Consider the following 18,173-nt stretch of genomic DNA (forward strand, 5'->3'; position numbering starts at 1 on the left):
ATGGTGCGGGAAGCGGTCTTGATCTACAACCAAGAGCGCCCGCACCTGTCCTTAAAATACAAAACGCCCGATGCAGTGCATCGGGCGTTAGGGTGAGATAGGTGTAAACCTATTTCAGGACTAGACATCAGGCAAGCAAATCGTCGCCCGGCTGATTGTCCAATCAACTCAAGCTGTTACGACTCAACTCACTCTTTGTGCGGCGCTGGCTGCTGTTGGGTAAGGCAGTGAATATTGCCGCCACCCAGTAACAGTTCGCGGCCTGGCACCATCACCACTTCGTGCTGCGGGAACAGGTTCTGCAGGATTTCCCTGGCCGGGCCGTCCATCGGATCGTCGAAGCTCGGCGCGATGATGCCGCCGTTGACGATCAGGAAATTCACGTAGGAACCCGCCAGACGCACGCTCGGGTTGCGCTCTTGCGTGCCGTCCACCGGATCAACGCCAGCGCACTCTTCTTCGGTGGCAAACAGCGGCCCCGGAATCGGCATTTTATGCACCGTGAACGGGCGTCCCTTGGCGTCGGTGCTGTTTTGCAGCACGTTCATCGCCGCCTGGCAGCGTGGGTAGTTCGGGTCCTGTGGATCGTCGGTCCACGCCAGCAGCACTTCGCCCGGACGCACGTAGCAGCAGAAGTTATCCACATGGCCGTCGGTTTCGTCATTGAACAAACCGTCCGGCAGCCAGATGATTTTATCCACAGCCAGGTTGGCGCTGAGCACCGCTTCGATTTCTTCGCGGCTCAGGTGCGGGTTGCGATTGCGGTTGAGCAGGCATTCTTCGGTGGTGATCAGCGTGCCTTCGCCATCGACGTGAATCGAACCGCCCTCGAGCACAAAACCTTCGGTGCGGTAACGCGGACTGCGCTCGATCTCAAGGATCTTGCCGCCGACTTGCGCGTCGCGGTTCCATGGCGAGTACAAGCCGCCGTCAAAGCCGCCCCAGGCGTTGAAGTCCCAGTTCACGCCGCGCACTTCGCCGCTGTTGTTGATGACGAACGTCGGGCCGCTGTCGCGTACCCAAGCATCATCGCTGGACATCTCGACCACGCGGATATTCGGCACGTCCAGACGCGCACGGGCGTTTTCGTACTGGCCGGCAGAAACGGCCACGGTCACCGGCTCAAAACGGGCGATGGCTTTAGCCACTGCCGCGTGTGCGGCTTGCGCCGGTTTGCCGCCCAGACGCCAGTTGTCCGGGCGCTCGGGCCAGATCATCCAGGTCTGAGTCTGGGGTGCCCACTCGGCCGGCATGTGGAAGCCGTCGGCGCGCGGGGTACTTTTCAATGTGGTCATCGGGATCAGGACTCCAGGGAACCGTCGAGGGTTTTCAACGCGCCGTACAGATTCGGCCGGCGGTCACGGAATGAACCCCACGCGCTGCGAATATGTTCGAGCTCGTCGAGGTTGAAAGTGTGCACAAGAATACCTTCTTCGGTTTTATTCAGCTCCTGCACTTTTTCGCCGAACGGGTTGGCAATGAAGGAGGAGCCGTAGAACGTGATGTCGTAGCCGTCCTGTTCTTCGTGGCCGATGCGGTTGCTGGCGATCAGCGGCATCAGGTTGGCGCCGGCATGACCCTGCTGCACGCGCTGCCAGTGATCGCGCGACGAGATGGTTTTGTCGTGCGGCTCGCTGCCGATGGCAGTCGGGTAGAACAGGATTTCCGCGCCTTGCAACGCCATGCTCCGTGCGGCTTCCGGGAACCACTGATCCCAGCAGATGCCCACGCCGATCTTCGCGTAACGGGTGTTCCACACTTTGAAACCGGTATCCCCCGGATTGAAGTAGTACTTCTCGTGGTAGCCCGGGCCGTCCGGAATGTGGCTTTTACGATAAATCCCGAGGTTGCTGCCGTCGGCGTCGATGATCGCAATGCTGTTGAAACGCGCACGCCCGGCCAGCTCGTAGAAGCTGATCGGCAATACAACCTGCAGCTCTTTGGCGACTTTGCGGAAATGCTTGATCGCGACGTTTTCTTCAACCGTCGTGGCCAGTTGCAGATAGTCCGGGTTTGGCTTCTGGCAAAAGTACGGCGCCTCGAACAATTCCTGGATCAGGATGATCTGCGCGCCTTGGGCGGCCGCTTCGCGCACCAGCCTTTCAGCGGTTTGAAGGTTGGCTTCCAGATCCCACGAACAGGCCATCTGAGTGGCGGCGACGGTAACGATACGGCTCATGAATCATCTCCGGGCAAGGGCTTTGACGGTCGAGGATTCGACCGAAGAGAAAAAACGCGCGCACCGGACAAAAATCGCCATGCCGGAGCAATGGCGACTTTATAGCCGATAAATATCGGCTTTTGAAGCTACAAAAATGTATTTCGTCTGATTTTAAAGACTTAATACCGATACAAATCGAATTAAAACCACCAAACGAAAGGTGTGGGGCTTGCTCGCGAAAGCAGTGTGTCAGTCACTTTGGATGTCGACTGAAGCACCGCTTTCGCGAGCAAGCCCGCTCCCACAGGGGTTCGTGGGTTTTACAAGCCTTCGGTGAGCACCCGGTCGAGCATGTCGACAAAGAAGTCCACACTGCGCCGCGGCGTCACCATCGGCGGTTTGATCTTGAGGATGTTCAGGTCATCGCCGGTCGGCTGCATGAAAATCCCCAGTTCGCGCAGACGATCACACAGCAACGACGTCTCTTCGGTCGCAGGCTCCAGCGTCTCGCGGTTGCGGATCAACTCCAGCCCCAGATAGAACCCCGAACCATGCACGGCGCCGACCAGCGGATGTTTATCGATCAAGGCTTCGAGCCGCGCCTTGAAGTGGCCGCCCACCACTTGGGCGTTCTCCCAGAGTTTTTCTTCCTCCATCACATCCAGCACGGCCATGCCGATCTGGCAGCTCACCGGACTGCCCCCGGCCGACGAGAAGAAGTAACCCTCAGCCTCCAGCGCCTCGGCGATTTCCCGGCGGGTGATCACCGCGCCCAGTGGCTGGCCATTGCCCATGCCTTTGGCCATGACGATGATGTCCGGTACCACGCCTTGCTCTTCAAACCCCCAAAAGAAATGGCCCATGCGCCCGTAACCGACCTGCACCTCATCGGCAATGCACACGCCACCCTGTGCGCGGACCCGCGCATACACCTGCTGCAGATACCCCGGCGGCAGCGAGATGCCACCGGCATTGCCGTACACCGGTTCGCAGATGAACCCGGCCAGTTGGCGCTTTTGCTCGGCGATTTTCGCCAAATGATGTTCGACGCTGCGCACATAGTCGGGCGCCGAATCGAGGCCACGAAACTCGCCGCGATACATGTTCGGCGCGGTCACTGGATGCACCCAGTCCGGACGGCTTTCGAGGGCTTTGGGGTTGTCGGCAATCGAGGTCGACACCGCATCGGCGCCCACCGTCCAGCCGTGGTAGGCCTCCAGCACGCTGACCATGTCGCGACCGCCGCTGTAAGCCCACGCCAGGCGGATCGCCAGGTCATTGGCCTCGCTGCCACTGTTGACCAGAAACACCCGATCCATGCCCTCCGGCGCCAGCTTCAGCAAACGCTCGGAAAACTCGGCGACCGCCGCATAGTTGAAGCGTGAGTTGGTATTGAGGAGCGACCATTGACGGGCGGCGACCGCCGCCATGCGCGGATGGCCGTGACCGAGCACTGCCACGTTGTTGAGCATGTCGAGATAGGAACGGCCCTGCATGTCGATCAGGTGGTTGCGCCAGCCGCGCTCGATGCGCGGCGGATCGACGTAATAGTGTTTTTGTGTACGGGCGAAACTGGCATCGCGGCGTTCAAGCAGGGTCTTGGCGTCCAGCTCTGGCTCGGCATCGCAGGCCAGCCCCAATAACCCCGCAGGAGACGGGCACAACGCTTGCCACGCGGCGGCGCGCGATGGCGTACAGAAGAGCGGCGCATTCAGTTGCGCACCGCGATTCAGTTGCACGATCAACGGCCCGCTGACCGCGCCCAGCACCTGACCTTTGACCAGCGCTGCGCCGCTGTGCAGCGAAGGCGTCACGCCCCACAAGCGCACGCTGAGCTGAGGGCCGTCGAGTTGCAGCACGCCATCTGCGTGCTGATGAACCACGCCGGCAAACGGCGACTCCACGGGTGTGCCAGTGGGCACGCGCAATTCGACGTGCAGCGCGAACGTGTCCGGTTCTTCAGCGCTGTCCGGCCGGGTGCGCGACAGACGGTATTGGCCATAACGGCTCGCCGCCAAACCATGGGCCGCCGCCGCGTCGTTCAACAGACGCTGATCGATGCCGTCCTGCTCCCAGTTCCCAGCCTCGAAATGCGCGCTCAACACGCCGAGGTCGATCAACGCAAATTCGCGTCCGACCAGACTCGGCAGCAACGGTACAAATCCTTCGCTGTTGATCGTCGGCAACGGCTGACCGACGGCGCTGAGAATCGCCGCTTCCATCAGTGCCAGCGGCACCGAGGTGGCCACGCGGAAGATTTCCCACTCATGGGTCAGGTTGTCGCGGCTGTAGGCGTTGCCCGGATCGATGCTGACCTGCTGCTCGCCACTGAGCACCAGCACCGCCGCCCGAGCGACGATCAACGGCCACAAGGCTTGCAGCTCTTCGTGTTGCAGCGGATTGACCGCGTGATAGGCCTGAACCGCCGGCAGAATGACAAACGGATCGCCACCGGCGTGATGCAGCAACGCCGCACAGGTCACCGACAAATCGGTGATGCGCCAGGTGCGGACCAGATCACCGAAATCGATCACCCCCTGCAACTGCCAATGACGCTGGGCGTCGCGTGCCCACACCGCGTTGTCATCGGTGATGTCCATGTGGATCGCCTGCACCGGCAGCTTGTCTGCCAGCGGCTGCAAACGGCGCTCGGCCTGTTCGGCGGCGTCGGCGATCAAGGTGCGCTGCTGATCGTCCCTGATCACTGGCAGCAAATGGCTGATCAAAGCGCTGGCATGGCGCGCGTCCCACTGCAACGTGCGTTCCAGGCCCGGATGGTCGAAGCCTGCCAGCGCCAGGTCCATCTCGCCACAAAGCCTGCCAAACCCGGCGACCACGTCATGGCCCAGGTGATCGAGATGCGTGAGCGGCTGGCCTTCGATGTAATCGAGCAGCCGCACATGCACTGCTTCACCGTCGACATCCAGCGTCAGCAAGTCCTGACCGTTATGGGCGGCAATTACTCGGGGCACGCTCACGTCACAGTGTTCGGCCAGATGTTTCAGGCCGGCGTGCTGGGCTTGTAGCTCCACGAGGGCGTAATCGCCACGGCAGATTTTCAGGACAAACCGCCCCCGCTCAGTGTCGACGCGGTAGTTGAGGTCTTGCTGGCTGCCGAGGGCCTGCAACGTGCCGCTGAGCCCGTAGTGCTCGGCCAGCCATTGCAGGGCCTGCGCCTGCGAAACCTGCGGGCTGGGCAAACTGGCGCGATGAATCAACGTGGCGAGCGACATGAAACGACCCCTGAAATTTTATTAGGCGCCTATATCGCCACCGCAGCAGAGGATGCGCAACCCCTGATCGTGGTTATTCGAGCGCTCGCATCTGTCGGCACTTTGCGCAAGAATGTCGGCCATTCACATCTGCCTATGGAAATTCTCATGAATGTCATCACCACCGATCTGCCCGGTGTTCTGATCATCGAACCCAAGGTGTTCGGTGACGAGCGCGGTTTCTTCTACGAGAGTTTCAACGCCAAGGCGTTCCAGGACGCCACCGGTCTGGACACCCAATTCGTCCAGGACAACCACTCGCGCTCGCAAAAAGGCGTACTGCGGGGCCTGCATTACCAACTGCAAAACACCCAGGGCAAACTGGTTCGCGTCACGGTCGGTGAAGTGCTCGATGTGGCCGTGGACATCCGCCGCAGCTCGCCGCACTTCGGCAAGTCGGTAGCGGTGCGCCTGTCGGCTGAAAACCATCGTCAGCTCTGGGTGCCGGAAGGTTTCGCCCATGGTTTCGTGGTGCTGAGCGAGTTCGCCGAGTTCCTCTACAAGACCACCAACTACTACGATCCTTCTTCCGAACGCAGCATTCGCTGGGACGACCCTGCTCTGGGCATCGACTGGCAACTGGACGAGGCGCCAAAACTGTCCGCCAAGGATCAGGCAGCAGCGCTGCTCAAGGACGCTGACGTCTTTTCCTGAGGCCGGGCATAATGCGCCTGTTCACTCAGGCGCATCCGGCTTATGAAACCCTCTCTCCCTCGCAGACCCCGCTGGCGCAGCCTCGCCCTTCTGGCCCTGTGCCTGGCGCCACTGCTGTGGCCGCTGGAGCATCTGGCTGAGCGCTATTACCGCAGCGAACTGGCCGGCCAGAACCGCCAGACCCTCGACCTGTACGTCGCCAACCTGTTGGGCACCCTGCACCGCTATGAAGTGTTGCCGCAGATCCTCGGCCAACTGCCGGCCCTGCGCGCTGTGCTCGGGGCGCCAGACGATGGGGTGACCCAAGGCAACGCCAACCGCCTGTTGAAAAACATCAGTGCGCAGACCGGTGCCGAAGTCATGTACCTGATGGACACAACCGGGAAGACGCTGGCCGCGTCGAACTGGGACAAGCACGACAGCTTTGTCGGCCGTAATTTTTCCTTCCGCCCCTATTTCAGCGAAGCCATGGCCGGACGTCTCGGGCGCTTCTTCGGTCTGGGCACCACATCGGCCAAGCGCGGCTACTTTTTCGCCGCCGCCGTGCACGATGGCGAGAGAATCCTGGGGGTGCTGGTGATCAAGGTCGATCTCGATCACACCGAAAGCCTGTGGGGCAAAACCCCGGAACAACTGCTGGTGACCGACCACAACGGCGTGGTCATCCTTACGTCGCGCCCGCAATGGCGCTTCCGCTCGACCCGCGCGTTGAGCGACGCCGAACGTGCCGCCATCAGCGCGATCCAGCCCTACCCGACCCGAGAACCGCGCCCGCTTAACCTCAGCCCCACCGCCTGGCTGACCCAGACTCACGACATCGCCGAAACCGGCTGGAGCGTCAGCATCCTCGCCCCGCGCACCCTGATCGACCGCCCGGTGCGCACGGTGGTGGCCATTGGCGGCGCCACGCTGTTGGTGTTGATGCTGTTGCTCGGTCTGATGATGCAGCGCCGTCGCCACTATCTTGAGCGCATCGCGTTTGAAGCCAAGGCGCGGCGAGAACTGGAAGGTCGCGTCGCCGAACGCACCAGCGATCTGGAAGGCCTCAACCGTCGTTTGAAGCAGGAAGTGCTGGAGCGGGAAACGGCCCAGCAGGAGCTGGTACGTGCCCAGGACGATCTGGTCCAGGCCGGCAAACTGTCGGCGCTGGGCACCATGTCGGCGAGCATCAGTCACGAACTCAACCAACCCCTGGCGGCCATTCGCAGCTACGCCGAAAACGCCGAAGTGCTGCTTGATCATCAACGCACCGACGACGCACGCGGCAATCTCAAACTGATCAGCGAGCTGACCGGGCGCATGGCCTCGATCATCGCCCACTTGCGTGCCTTCGCCCGTCGCGACCGCCATGCGCCGGAAAGCGTGGCCCTGCAACCGGCGCTGGACGATGCGCTGGCCTTGCTGGCCAAACGTCGGCGCAGCATGGAGGTTGAGCTGATCCGCGACCTGCCCGCCGCCACGCTGTGGGTCGAGGCCGGGGAAACGCGCTTGCGTCAGGTACTCGGCAACCTGTTGGCCAACGCCCTCGACGCGCTCACCGAAAAAGGCCCGCCACGCAAATTGTGGCTGAGTGCCGAATCCACCCCCGAGGGCGTCAATCTGTACATTCGCGACAACGGCCCGGGGTTCTGCATGGAAGCCCTCGGCCGCGCCAGTGAGCCCTTCTACACCACCAAGACCCGCACTCAGGGCCTGGGGCTGGGCTTGGCGATCTGTGAAACCCTGATGCGCGCCTTCGGTGGAGAACTGTCGTTCGCCAACCACAAGCAAGGTGGCGCCTTGATAACCCTGCGCCTGCGCGCCGGCGCGCCCGGGGTCAGCCTGCAACCGTCCGAGGATCGAAGTGCATGAGCATCGACAATCGCATTCAGGTGGTGTTGATCGACGACGATCCGCACCTGCGTCAGGCCCTTGGCCAGACGCTGGATCTGGCGGGGCTGAAAATCCTGCCGCTGTCCGAAGCCAAAGGTTTGGCCGCACAACTGGAGCGCGACTGGCCGGGCGTTGTCGTCAGCGACATTCGTATGCCCGGCATGGATGGTCTGGAATTGTTGAGCGAGTTGCACGCCCAGGACCCGGAATTGCCCGTGCTGCTGATCACCGGCCACGGCGACGTGCCTCTGGCGGTGCAAGCGATGCGCGCCGGCGCGTATGACTTCCTCGAAAAACCCTTCGCCAGCGACGCCCTGCTCGACAGCGTGCGCCGCGCCTTGGCCCTGCGCCGACTGGTGCTGGACAACCGCAGCCTGCGTCTGGCCCTCAGCGACCGCAACGAGTTGAGCGCGCGTCTGGTCGGCCACTCAAAACCGATGCTGCGCTTGCGTGAACAGATCGGGGCATTGGCAGCGACCAAGGCTGACGTGTTGATCCTCGGCGAAACCGGCGCCGGCAAAGAAGTCGTCGCCCGCGCGCTGCACGATTTGTCGAGCCGCCGTAACGGCCCGTTCGTGGCGATCAACGCCGGGGCATTGGCCGAGTCCGTGGTGGAAAGTGAACTGTTCGGCCACGAACCCGGCGCCTTCACCGGCGCGCAAAAACGCCGGATCGGCAAGTTCGAATTCGCCAACGGCGGCACGCTGTTCCTTGATGAAATCGAAAGCATGAGCATGGACGTGCAGGTCAAACTGCTGCGCATGTTGCAGGAGCGCGTGGTCGAGCGCCTGGGTGGCAACCAACTGATCCCGCTGGATATCCGCGTCATCGCCGCGACCAAGGAAGACCTGCGTCAGGCCGCTGATCAGGGGCGTTTCCGCGCCGACTTGTATTACCGCCTCAACGTCGCGCCGCTGCGCATCCCACCGCTGCGCGAGCGTGGCGAAGATGCTCTGGTGCTGTTCCAGCACTACGCCGATGAAGCCAGCACTCGCCATGGTTTGCCGCCTCACGAACTGCAACCGGCACACCGCGCCTTGCTGCTGCGCCACACGTGGCCCGGCAACGTGCGTGAACTGCAGAACGCCGCCGAGCGGTTCGCTCTCGGTCTTGAATTGGCACTGGATGACACCGGCATCGAGGGCGGCGGCACGACCGTGGAAGTCATCAGCGGAGGGCTCAGCGAGCAAGTGGAAAACTTCGAGAAATCGTTGATCGCCGCCGAACTGGCGCGCTCCCACAGCTCGGTACGCAGCCTTGCCGAAGCCCTCGGCGTTCCCCGCAAGACCTTGCACGACAAACTGCGCAAACACGGCTTGAGTTTTGCCGACAGTGGCGCCCAAGGAGACGAAACCGAATGAACCGTGACAGCCGCTATCTGCAATCGGTCCTGCATCACGACATTCCCCTGACCCAGGCGATGGGCCTCAAAGTGCTCGACTGGCAGGCGCAGCAGTTGCGCCTGCACTTGCCGCTGGACGCCAACGTCAACCACAAGAGCACCATGTTCGGCGGCAGCCTCTACTGCGGCGCGGTGTTGGCCGGCTGGGGCTGGTTGCATTTGCGGCTGAAGGAAGCAGGGATCGAAGACGGGCACATCGTCATTCAGGAAGGGCAGATCAGTTATCCGCTGCCAGTGACGGGGGATGCCACGGCGATCTGCCTGGCGCCGGATGCGGCGGTGTGGAAGAGGTTCGTGGCGATGTATCAGCGTTATGGCCGGGCGCGATTGACCTTGAATACGCGGATCGTCAATGCCGGCAGTGATGAGGATGCGGTGACATTCAGCGGGCAGTACGTCCTGCACCGCTAACCCGCAGGAACTCACCATGCGGTTGCGGCGAGGGAGGGCTCGCCACAACGGTTCGTTCACCGCTCAGGAACGGGCGAGCTCCAGCAATTTTGAACGCCACGCGGCCTTCGCCGGCAGGGCCAGAAACGACGTATTGAGCAGCGATTCGCGCGCCGGGTAACAGAACGCCTCACCCTGCAAGTCCAGCACCTCACCGCCCGCGCCTTCGAGCACGCCTTGCGCCGCCGCCGTGTCCCATTGCGAAGTCGGCGCCAGGCGCGGATAGCAATCCGCCGCGCCTTCGGCCAACAGGCAGAACTTCAGCGAACTGCCGATATTGGCCAATTGCAGCTCACCCAGACTGGCGCTCAACCCGGCCAGCAAGCGTTCCTGCTCAGGACTCGAATGCCTGCGGCTGGCCACCACCGTGAACGCCTCACCCGGTCCCGGCACATCACGCACCTGAATCGAAACCGGCGTACCGCCCTTGTCACAACGCCAGGCACCGAGCCCGGCACCGCCGACATAGAAACGACCGTTGGTTGGCATCGACACCACGCCAAACACCACCCGACCGTTGTCGATCAGCGCAATGTTGACGGTAAATTCTTCACTGCCGCTGATGAACTCTTTGGTGCCATCGAGCGGGTCCACCAGCCACCAGCGCTGCCACCCGGCGCGAACGCCTTGCGCGATGTCGGCGTCCTCTTCGGACAATACCGGGATGCTTGGATCGAGCGCCTTCAGCCCGGCGACGATCAGGTGGTGTGCGGCCAGGTCGGCCGCCGTAACCGGCGAATCATCCGACTTGGCGGTGACTTCAACACCTGATCGCCAAAACGGCAAAATCGCCTCACCGGCCTGCAATGCCAACTCGACCACCGGCGCCATCAACGGATGGGGAAAATTCATCGACACTTCACTCATGATTGAAAGGATCCACGCTGGGTCAGCAGGTCACGGGTCAGATACAGCGCGGCCAACGCGCGGCCTTCGGAAAACTGCGGATTCATTGCCAATGCCGACAACTCGCGCAGATTGACCTTGTCGACCCGCATCAGCTCGGGCTCGTCGCCCTCAAGCCGCTCCTCGTAAAGATCAGTGGCCAGCACCACTTGAATCTTCTGGCTCATGTAACCGGGCGACAGCGACAACTCGGTCAGATGTTCCAGTTGCCGCGCGCCAAAACCGGCCTCTTCCTTAAGCTCACGCTCAGCCGCCGCCAGCACATCTTCGCCCGGCTCGATCAAACCTTTGGGCAAGGACAATTCGTATTCATCAGTACCGCCGCAATACTCCTCGACCAACACCGCGTGTTCGGCGTCGAGCATGGCCACGATCATCACCGCGCCGTAACCCGCGCCCTTGCCGACCAGCCGCTCATAAGTGCGCTCCACGCCATTGGAAAAACGCAACTTCAATTCTTCGACGCAAAACAGGCGACTGGTGGCGACGATCTCGCGGGCGAGTACGGTGGGTTTCTGGCGCATGCAAAGCTCCTTGGCGTGAACGCGCTACTATAACGCGGCTTTCCCGATTGTTTACGTCGGATATCTTTCTACCGCTCGAGACGTTGCCATGCCTTCTTTACCGTGGTCTGACATCGATACCGTTCTGCTGGACATGGACGGCACGTTGCTGGATCTGCACTTCGACAACCATTTCTGGCTGGAACACCTGCCCCAGCGCTACGCCGAACTGCACGGCGTGAGCCGCGCCATGGCCGAGATGGAGTTGCAGCCGCTGTTCGAGCGACATGCCGGCCAATTGCAGTGGTATTGCCTGGATTTCTGGAGTGCCGAGCTGAAACTGTCAGTGCGTGAACTGAAACAGGAAACCGCGCACTTGATCGCCCTGCGCCCGGATGCCGATACCTTTCTGGCGGCGATAAAGCAGGAGGGAAAACGGGTGATCATGATCACCAACGCGCACCGCGATTCGTTGTCACTGAAACTGGAACGGGTCGAACTGGCGCCGTACTTCGAGCGGCTGATCAGCTCGCACGATTACGGTTACCCCAAGGAGAATCCGCAGTTCTGGGACGCCTTGCAGGCCGATATCGGCTTTGATCCGGCGCGCAGCCTGTTTATCGACGACACCTTGCCAATCCTGCGCAGTGCGCGTGATTTCGGCGTGACACATTTACTGGCGGTGAAGGAACCAGACAGCCGCAAGGGGCCTAAGGACACCGCTGAGTTTGCGGCGGTCGAGGACTACCGCGATTTGCTTGCAGGGCTATAGAGCGAGTCGCCTGCTTCGCGAGTTCAAGCCCGCTGCCATATTGGAATACGTTCCTCTGTGGGCGCGGGCTTGCTCGCGAAAGCGGCCTTGAGTCTTACTCGGGAATACGCAGCACCTGCCCCGGATAGATCTTGTCCGGGTGTGTGAGCTGAGGCTTGTTCGCCTCGAAAATCTTGTTGTACTTGTTGGCATCGCCGTACTCACGCTTGGAAATCGCGCTCAGCGTGTCACCCTTCTTGACGGTGACAAATTTCGCGGCGGTTGCAACACCACCGGTCACGGTGATCTGGTCGTCTACGCCACTGACGCCGTCGACGTTGCCAAGCGCCAGGAGGATTTTTTCTTTTTCTTCCTGGCTGGCCGCTTCACCCGTGGCAATGACTTTCTCGCCTTCAACCTTGACCTGAATCTTCGACGTGTCGATTCCCGTCAGCGCGTCCTGCACATGCTTGGTCAGCGCCTCGCCATTGGCTTGGGCCTTGTCCGGCGTGAGCGCATCAAGGATTTTTTCACCGGCATCTTTCAAAAAGCTGAATAGGCTCATCGTGTTTCACTCCATGGAATAAAAGGGGTCAGACGTCAAAGCCTAGACCACCTTCGCCAAATACGGTTCCACGCCGACCAATGACCCACCCCAGCCACAAGCGTTAGAATCGTCCACCCCTGCCAACACCCTTCGGAGCGAAGATGGACATCAAGCAACTGAAATTCCTCATCGCCCTCGACGAAACCCGCCACTTCGGCCAGGCCGCCGCGCGTTGCCACATCACCCAGCCGACCCTGTCGATGCGTCTGCGCAGCCTTGAAGAAGAACTCGATTTGCCGCTGGTCAACCGGGGGCAACGCTTCGAAGGCTTCACCGCGCCGGGGGAGCGCGTGCTGGCGTGGGCGCGCACGGTGCTGGCGGCTTATGACGGCTTGCAGGCGGAAGCGGCGGCCTGTCGCGGCAACCTCATCGGTACGTTGCGTTTAGGCATCGTGCCGCTGTCGAGCTTCGATCCACTGCCGCTGATACAGCGTTTGCACAGTGCGCACCCGAACCTGCGTTTCGAAATGTCGGCGTTGAGTTCCGAGCAGATCCTCGAACAGTTGGCGAACAACCGTATCGACCTTGGCGTGTCCTATCTCGATCGTCTAGATAATGAGCGTTTCGACTCCCTGGCCTTCAGCGAAACCCACATGGGCCTGCTCTACGATCAGCGCTCCTTCACCTTCGGCGAAGCGCCGTTGAGTTGGGAGGCGTTGATCGAACTGCCGTTGGGGATGCTCACCAGCGGCATGCATTTCCGCCAGTCCATCGACCACAACTTCCACAGTCGGAACCTGACCCCGCAGCCGTTGTTGCAAACCGACGCCGTGCATCAATTGTTACAAGCGGTGCACGGCGGGTTTTGCTGCGCGATCATGCCGCTCGACGCCGGCCTGGAAAAACTCACCGACCACCTGCGCCTGCAACCGATCGAAAGCGCCCAGACCCTCGCCCCGCTTGGCCTGATCATGCGACGCGGCGCCCCGCGATCGGCGCTGGCAGAAGCCTGTTTCGCGCTGTATCGGAAATCACCAAGCGACTCTTGATCGACGTCATCTATCGGTAGATCGAAAGTAGCGATTAGACGCGACATCTTGCCGCGCCTAGTCTTAGCGTTGATCAATCCGTTGGTGATGCCATGAACGCCAAGCGCCCAGCCTGCGCGGCGCCTGCACTCGAAACGCCCGCGCCCGCAGCCAGCCAGACCTACAGCTACAGCGATCTGCCCCTACAGGAATCGGCCAGCACCGCGCTGGCCGAGGAAGTGGCGTTGGCGATTGCCTACAACGGCATCAGTCAGGCAGTCATGCTGGTGACGCCGACCGACCTTGAGGACTTCATCGTCGGTTTCAGCCTCGGCAGCGGCATCATCGAAGACGCCAACGACATTTATGACCTGCAACTGACCGGCGCTGGTTCTGCGCAATACGCACAGGTGACCATCGCCAACCGCGCCTTCTGGAACCTCAAGCAACAGCGGCGCCAGTTGGCCGGCACCAGTGGTTGCGGCCTGTGCGGCGTCGAAGCGGTGGAACAGGCGCTGCCTGACCTGAAGGTGTTGCCCGGCGCACCGTTGCCGCCGAGTGCATGGCTCGACGGTCTGCGCCAGCGCATCGGCGCGTTCCAGCCGCTGGGTCAGCACTGCGGTGCGGTGCATGCGGCGGTGTTCATGAATGCCAGCGGCGAGCTGCTGCTCGGTCGCGAAGACATCGGCCGGCACAACGCCCTCGACAAACTGATCGGCGGGCTGATCCGCCAGCAGATATCCACAGAAGGCGGGCTGGCGATTGTCACCAGCCGTTGCAGCCTCGAATTGATCCAGAAAGTGTTGCGCGCCGGCATCCAGACCCTGGTCAGCCTGTCCGCCCCCACGGGCCTTGCCGTGCAATGGGCCCGTCGGCACAACCTCAATCTCATCCACCTGCCGCACAAAAGTGCGCCGCGGGTGTATAGCCCCGCGATGGAGAATCAAGCGTGAGCCAACATCATCAAGCCGACCAGAAACCTGTCCCGCGCTACAAGCCCTATAAAGGCGCTGCCGGCGGCTGGGGTGCCCTGATCAGTGTGGCTCAGGCCTGGTTGACCAGCGACAACGCGCTGAAAAACCTGCGCATGATGCTCAAGACCAACCAGAACGGCGGCTTCGACTGCCCGGGTTGCGCCTGGGGTGATTCGCCGGAAAGCGGCATGGTCAAGTTCTGCGAGAACGGCGCCAAAGCGGTGAACTGGGAAGCGACCAAGCGTCGCGTGGATGCCAAGTTCTTCGCCAAACACAGCGTGACTTCGCTGCTGGAACAGAGCGATTACTGGCTTGAGTATCAGGGCCGCCTGACCGAGCCGATGGTCTACGACGCCCAGACCGATCGCTACAAACCGATCAGTTGGGACGACGCCTACGCGCTCATCGCCAAACACCTGCAAAATCTGCCAAGCCCGGATCTGGCCGAGTTCTACACCTCGGGTCGTGCGAGTAACGAAGCCGCCTACTTGTATCAGTTGTTCGTGCGCGCCTTCGGTACCAATAATTTCCCTGACTGTTCGAACATGTGCCACGAAGCCAGCGGCGTGGCGTTGGCGCAAAGTGTCGGCGTCGGCAAAGGCACCGTGACCTTCGATGACTTCGAACACGCCGACGCGATTTTCGTCTGGGGCCAGAACCCCGGCACCAACCATCCACGAATGCTCGAACCCCTGCGTGAAGCGGTGAAACGCGGCGCGCAAGTGGTGTGCATCAACCCGCTGAAAGAGCGCGGTCTGGAACGTTTCCAACACCCGCAGCACCCGATCGAAATGCTCACCAACGGTGACAAGCCGACCAACACCGCGTACTTCCGTCCGGCCTTGGGCGGTGACATGGCGGTGCTACGCGGCATGGCCAAGTTCCTGCTGCAATGGGAGCGCGACGCGCAGAAGGCTGGCGCGCCTGCGGTGTTCGATCACGACTTCCTCAATGCACACAGCGCCAACGTGCTGGAATACCTGGGCGTTGTCGACGACACGCCGTGGGAGCAGATCGTCGAGCAGTCCGGCCTGACCCTGGTCGAGATCGAGCAAGCGGCGCGCATGTACGCCAAAGGCAAGAACGTGATCATGTGCTGGGCGATGGGCATCACCCAGCATCGTCATTCGGTGCCGACCATCCAGGAAATCGCCAACCTGATGCTGCTGCGCGGCAACATCGGCAAGCCCGGTGCAGGCCTGTGCCCGGTGCGCGGTCACAGTAACGTGCAGGGCGACCGCACGATGGGCATCAACGAGCGCCCGCCCGTGGCGTTCCTCGACTCCCTTGAGCGGCGTTTCCAGTTCAAGGTGCCGCGTGAAAACGGCCACAACGTGGTCGAGGCGATCCATGCCATGGCCGAAGGTCGCGCCAAGGTCTTTATCGGTCTGGGCGGCAACTTCGCCCAAGCCACACCGGACAGCCCGCGCACGTTCGCGGCGCTGAGCAATTGCGACCTGACCGTGCAGATCAGCACCAAACTCAACCGCAGCCATTTGGCCCACGGTAAAGACGCGCTGATCCTGCCGTGCCTGGGCCGCACCGACATCGACATCCAGACCGAAGGCCCACAAGCCGTCACCGTGGAAGACTCGTTCAGCATGGTTCACGCCTCCAACGGCCAATTGCAGCCGCTGTCGAACCAGATGCGCTCGGAACCGTCGATCATCGCCGGCATCGCTGCCGCCACGCTGGGCAGCAAACCGGTGGACTGGAACTGGCTGGTGGCCGATTACGGGCGCATTCGCGAGCTGATCGCCGACACCATCCCGAACTTCAAAGACTTCAATGAGAAGATCAAAAACCCGGGCGGCTTCTACCTCGGTAACAGCGCCGGTGCACGTAAGTGGAGCACCCCGTCGGGCCGCGCCAACTTCCGCGCCAACATGCTGCCCAAGGATCTGGTCCACGAACGCACCCGCGCCACCGGGCAACTGCCGGATCTGATCCTGCAGTCGATGCGTTCCCACGATCAGTACAACACCACGATTTATGGTCTCGACGACCGTTATCGCGGGGTGAAAGGCCAGCGCGACGTGCTGTTCGTCAATGAAGCCGACATCATTCGCCTGGGCTTCCGGCCGGGGCAGAAGGCCGACATCGTTTCGATCTGGGACGATGGTCGTGAGCGTCGGGTGAAGGGCTTTACGCTGCTGGCGTTTGATATTCCGGCCGGCCAGGCCGCCGCGTATTACCCGGAAGTGAATCCGCTGGTGCCGCTGGAAAGCACTGGGGATGGCAGCCATACGCCGACGTCGAAGTTCATTGCGATTCGCCTGGAAGCGGCGAGCGAGACCGGGTTGATCATGGCCAAGTCGGCTTGATACGGCGTCTGTTCCGGCCTCTTCGCGAGCAAGCCCATATTGGAATGCACTCCAATGCGCGGGCTTGCTTGCGAAGGCGTCGGTTCAGTCAATGCATTTCTTAAGCTCAAACACTTTTCCAGCGCCCACAAAAAAGGCCGCTTTTTCACAAAAGCGGCCAGTCCGAAGTAGCTAAAGACCGGCGAAAATCGGTTAAGTTCCGCATAAAAAACAGTAACTTGCACAATTGCATACAAGTCGTGTTATTCGTCGGATTTCGATTGTCACGCTTGTTACAGAGCCTCAGGATCGCGCCGTCATCCCTTTGAGGCTCACCTATGAAGTTCTCCTCGATTCTCTTGTTGTCCCTTGGCCTGGTCAGTGGCTTCGCGTCTGCTGGCGGCACCACCGAAGCAGGTGTGGGCGGCGCATTGGGCGGGGTTCTTGGCTCGGTCGTCGGTCAGTCGTTAGGCGGCAATACAGGTTCCACCATTGGCGCGGCCCTGGGCGGCGCGGGTGGTAGCGCCGTTGGCGCAAACAAACACAGCCGTGGCGAAGCGGCCATCGGTGGTGCGCTGGGCGCAGCCGGCGGTAACGTGGTTGGCCGCAGCGTGGGCGGCTCCACCGGCAGCCTGATTGGCGCCGCGGCGGGTGGCGGTGCCGGTGGCGCGCTGGGCAACTACATGGGCAACAAAAGCAATGACGATGATCGTCGTTATGATCGCGGTCGTGACGACCGTCGCTACTACCGCGACGACCGCCGTGGTCGCGGCCATGCCTACGGTCATCGCAAGCATCACAAGTACTATCGTCACCACTAAGGCGAATGCTTGAACAAAAATCGCAGCCCTGGGGCTGCGATTTTTTTTGCGTTTTTCACACCACCAGGCTTTCCAGTGCCCCGCGCAACCCGGCAGGAATCGGCACGGGCTGATTGCTTGCCCGATCAACAAACACATGCACGAAACGCCCGGCCGCACACGCCTCGCTTTCACCGACCTTGAACACTGCCAATTCGTATTGCACCGAACTGTTGCCCAGTTTGCCCACCCGCAGACCGATCTCGATCAAGTCCGGGAAAGCGATGGAAGCGAAGTAATCACACGCCGAACTGACCACAAAGCCCACCACCTCACCGTCATGGATATCCAGCCCACCGACCTGAATCAGGTAAGTGTTCACGGCAGTGTCGAAGAAGCTGTAATAGGTGACGTTGTTGACGTGGCCGTAGGCGTCGTTGTCGTGCCAGCGCGTGGTGATAGGCTGGAAATGCCGGTAGTCGGTGCGTTGGTTCATGCGCAGTTCTCGTCTTGATCGACCTCACACTGACAGCGAGGACGAGCACTATAC

The 18,173-nt window shown here is 61.4% G+C and carries 16 protein-coding genes; 9 read left to right on the plus strand and 7 right to left on the minus strand.

Annotation, left to right across the window (positions count from 1 at the left end):
* Window positions 1-188: 188 nt before the first annotated feature.
* The 3 genes from aguA to AACY02_RS08460 all read right to left on the minus strand — a co-directional run bounded on the left by aguA (window position 189) and on the right by AACY02_RS08460 (window position 5,394).
* Entirely contained in the window at window positions 189-1,295 is a 1,107-nt protein-coding gene (gene aguA / locus AACY02_RS08450; RefSeq protein ID WP_339431540.1) for an agmatine deiminase, read from the minus strand.
* Between the two features lie 5 nt (window positions 1,296-1,300).
* Window positions 1,301-2,179 carry an N-carbamoylputrescine amidase gene (gene aguB / locus AACY02_RS08455; RefSeq protein ID WP_339431541.1) on the minus strand — a complete coding sequence of 293 codons (879 nt, stop codon included), beginning with the start codon at window positions 2,177-2,179 and terminating at the stop codon, window positions 1,301-1,303.
* Between the two features lie 302 nt (window positions 2,180-2,481).
* Complete coding sequence (locus AACY02_RS08460; protein WP_339431542.1) at window positions 2,482-5,394, minus strand: aminotransferase; 2,913 nt, start codon at window positions 5,392-5,394, stop codon at window positions 2,482-2,484.
* Between the two features lie 147 nt (window positions 5,395-5,541).
* On the opposite strand from AACY02_RS08460, the gene rfbC reads away from it, so the two are divergent.
* Genes rfbC through AACY02_RS08480 form a run of 4 tightly spaced genes read left to right on the plus strand, consistent with a single transcriptional unit; the run spans window position 5,542 to window position 9,772 of the window.
* Window positions 5,542-6,087 carry a dTDP-4-dehydrorhamnose 3,5-epimerase gene (gene rfbC, locus AACY02_RS08465; protein ID WP_221731050.1) on the plus strand — a complete coding sequence of 182 codons (546 nt, stop codon included), beginning with the start codon at window positions 5,542-5,544 and terminating at the stop codon, window positions 6,085-6,087.
* A 42-nt stretch (window positions 6,088-6,129) separates the two neighbouring features.
* Complete coding sequence (locus tag AACY02_RS08470) at window positions 6,130-7,938, plus strand: sensor histidine kinase (RefSeq protein ID WP_339431543.1); 1,809 nt, start codon at window positions 6,130-6,132, stop codon at window positions 7,936-7,938.
* Window positions 7,935-9,320, plus strand: coding sequence for a sigma-54-dependent transcriptional regulator (locus AACY02_RS08475; RefSeq protein ID WP_339431544.1), 1,386 nt, complete (start codon window positions 7,935-7,937; stop codon window positions 9,318-9,320). Before AACY02_RS08470 ends, AACY02_RS08475 begins: the two co-directional genes overlap by 4 nt.
* The gene (locus tag AACY02_RS08480) at window positions 9,317-9,772 is read left to right on the plus strand and encodes a thioesterase domain-containing protein (protein ID WP_339431545.1); all 456 of its coding nucleotides are present in this window, start codon (window positions 9,317-9,319) and stop codon (window positions 9,770-9,772) included. The genes AACY02_RS08475 and AACY02_RS08480 overlap by 4 nt, the downstream gene beginning before the upstream one ends.
* Before the next feature lie 63 nt (window positions 9,773-9,835).
* On the opposite strand, the gene cysQ is transcribed toward AACY02_RS08480, so the two are convergent.
* Complete coding sequence (gene cysQ / locus AACY02_RS08485) at window positions 9,836-10,663, minus strand: 3'(2'),5'-bisphosphate nucleotidase CysQ (protein ID WP_339431663.1); 828 nt, start codon at window positions 10,661-10,663, stop codon at window positions 9,836-9,838.
* Between the two features lie 11 nt (window positions 10,664-10,674).
* Window positions 10,675-11,241, minus strand: a complete 567-nt coding sequence (nudE, locus tag AACY02_RS08490; RefSeq protein WP_339431546.1) for an ADP compounds hydrolase NudE — start codon at window positions 11,239-11,241, stop codon at window positions 10,675-10,677.
* Between the two features lie 88 nt (window positions 11,242-11,329).
* Here nudE and yrfG point away from each other — a divergent pair, with 88 nt between their 5' ends.
* Entirely contained in the window at window positions 11,330-11,992 is a 663-nt protein-coding gene (gene yrfG / locus AACY02_RS08495; RefSeq protein ID WP_339431547.1) for a GMP/IMP nucleotidase, read from the plus strand.
* A gap of 94 nt (window positions 11,993-12,086) precedes the next feature.
* Here yrfG and lysM read toward each other — a convergent pair whose 3' ends face one another.
* Entirely contained in the window at window positions 12,087-12,536 is a 450-nt protein-coding gene (gene lysM, locus AACY02_RS08500; RefSeq protein ID WP_339431548.1) for a peptidoglycan-binding protein LysM, read from the minus strand.
* A 143-nt stretch (window positions 12,537-12,679) separates the two neighbouring features.
* Here lysM and AACY02_RS08505 point away from each other — a divergent pair, with 143 nt between their 5' ends.
* The 4 genes from AACY02_RS08505 (at window position 12,680) to AACY02_RS08520 (ending at window position 17,644) form a co-directional block, all read left to right on the plus strand.
* Window positions 12,680-13,567, plus strand: a complete 888-nt coding sequence (locus tag AACY02_RS08505; protein ID WP_339431549.1) for a LysR family transcriptional regulator — start codon at window positions 12,680-12,682, stop codon at window positions 13,565-13,567.
* 92 nt (window positions 13,568-13,659) lie between these two features.
* Window positions 13,660-14,499, plus strand: a complete 840-nt coding sequence (gene fdhD, locus AACY02_RS08510; protein ID WP_339431550.1) for a formate dehydrogenase accessory sulfurtransferase FdhD — start codon at window positions 13,660-13,662, stop codon at window positions 14,497-14,499.
* Window positions 14,496-16,844 carry an FdhF/YdeP family oxidoreductase gene (locus tag AACY02_RS08515; protein WP_339431551.1) on the plus strand — a complete coding sequence of 783 codons (2,349 nt, stop codon included), beginning with the start codon at window positions 14,496-14,498 and terminating at the stop codon, window positions 16,842-16,844. Before fdhD ends, AACY02_RS08515 begins: the two co-directional genes overlap by 4 nt.
* Window positions 16,845-17,161: 317 nt before the next feature.
* Window positions 17,162-17,644, plus strand: coding sequence for a glycine zipper domain-containing protein (locus tag AACY02_RS08520; protein ID WP_339431552.1), 483 nt, complete (start codon window positions 17,162-17,164; stop codon window positions 17,642-17,644).
* A 55-nt stretch (window positions 17,645-17,699) separates the two neighbouring features.
* On the opposite strand, the gene AACY02_RS08525 is transcribed toward AACY02_RS08520, so the two are convergent.
* A complete protein-coding gene (locus AACY02_RS08525; protein ID WP_339431553.1) occupies window positions 17,700-18,119 on the minus strand; it encodes an acyl-CoA thioesterase in 420 nt (139 codons plus the stop codon).
* Between the last annotated feature and the right edge of the window lie 54 nt (window positions 18,120-18,173).

The organism is Pseudomonas sp. EA_65y_Pfl2_P78 (genome assembly GCF_963970495.1).
GTDB classification, from domain to species: domain Bacteria; phylum Pseudomonadota; class Gammaproteobacteria; order Pseudomonadales; family Pseudomonadaceae; genus Aquipseudomonas; species Aquipseudomonas baetica_A.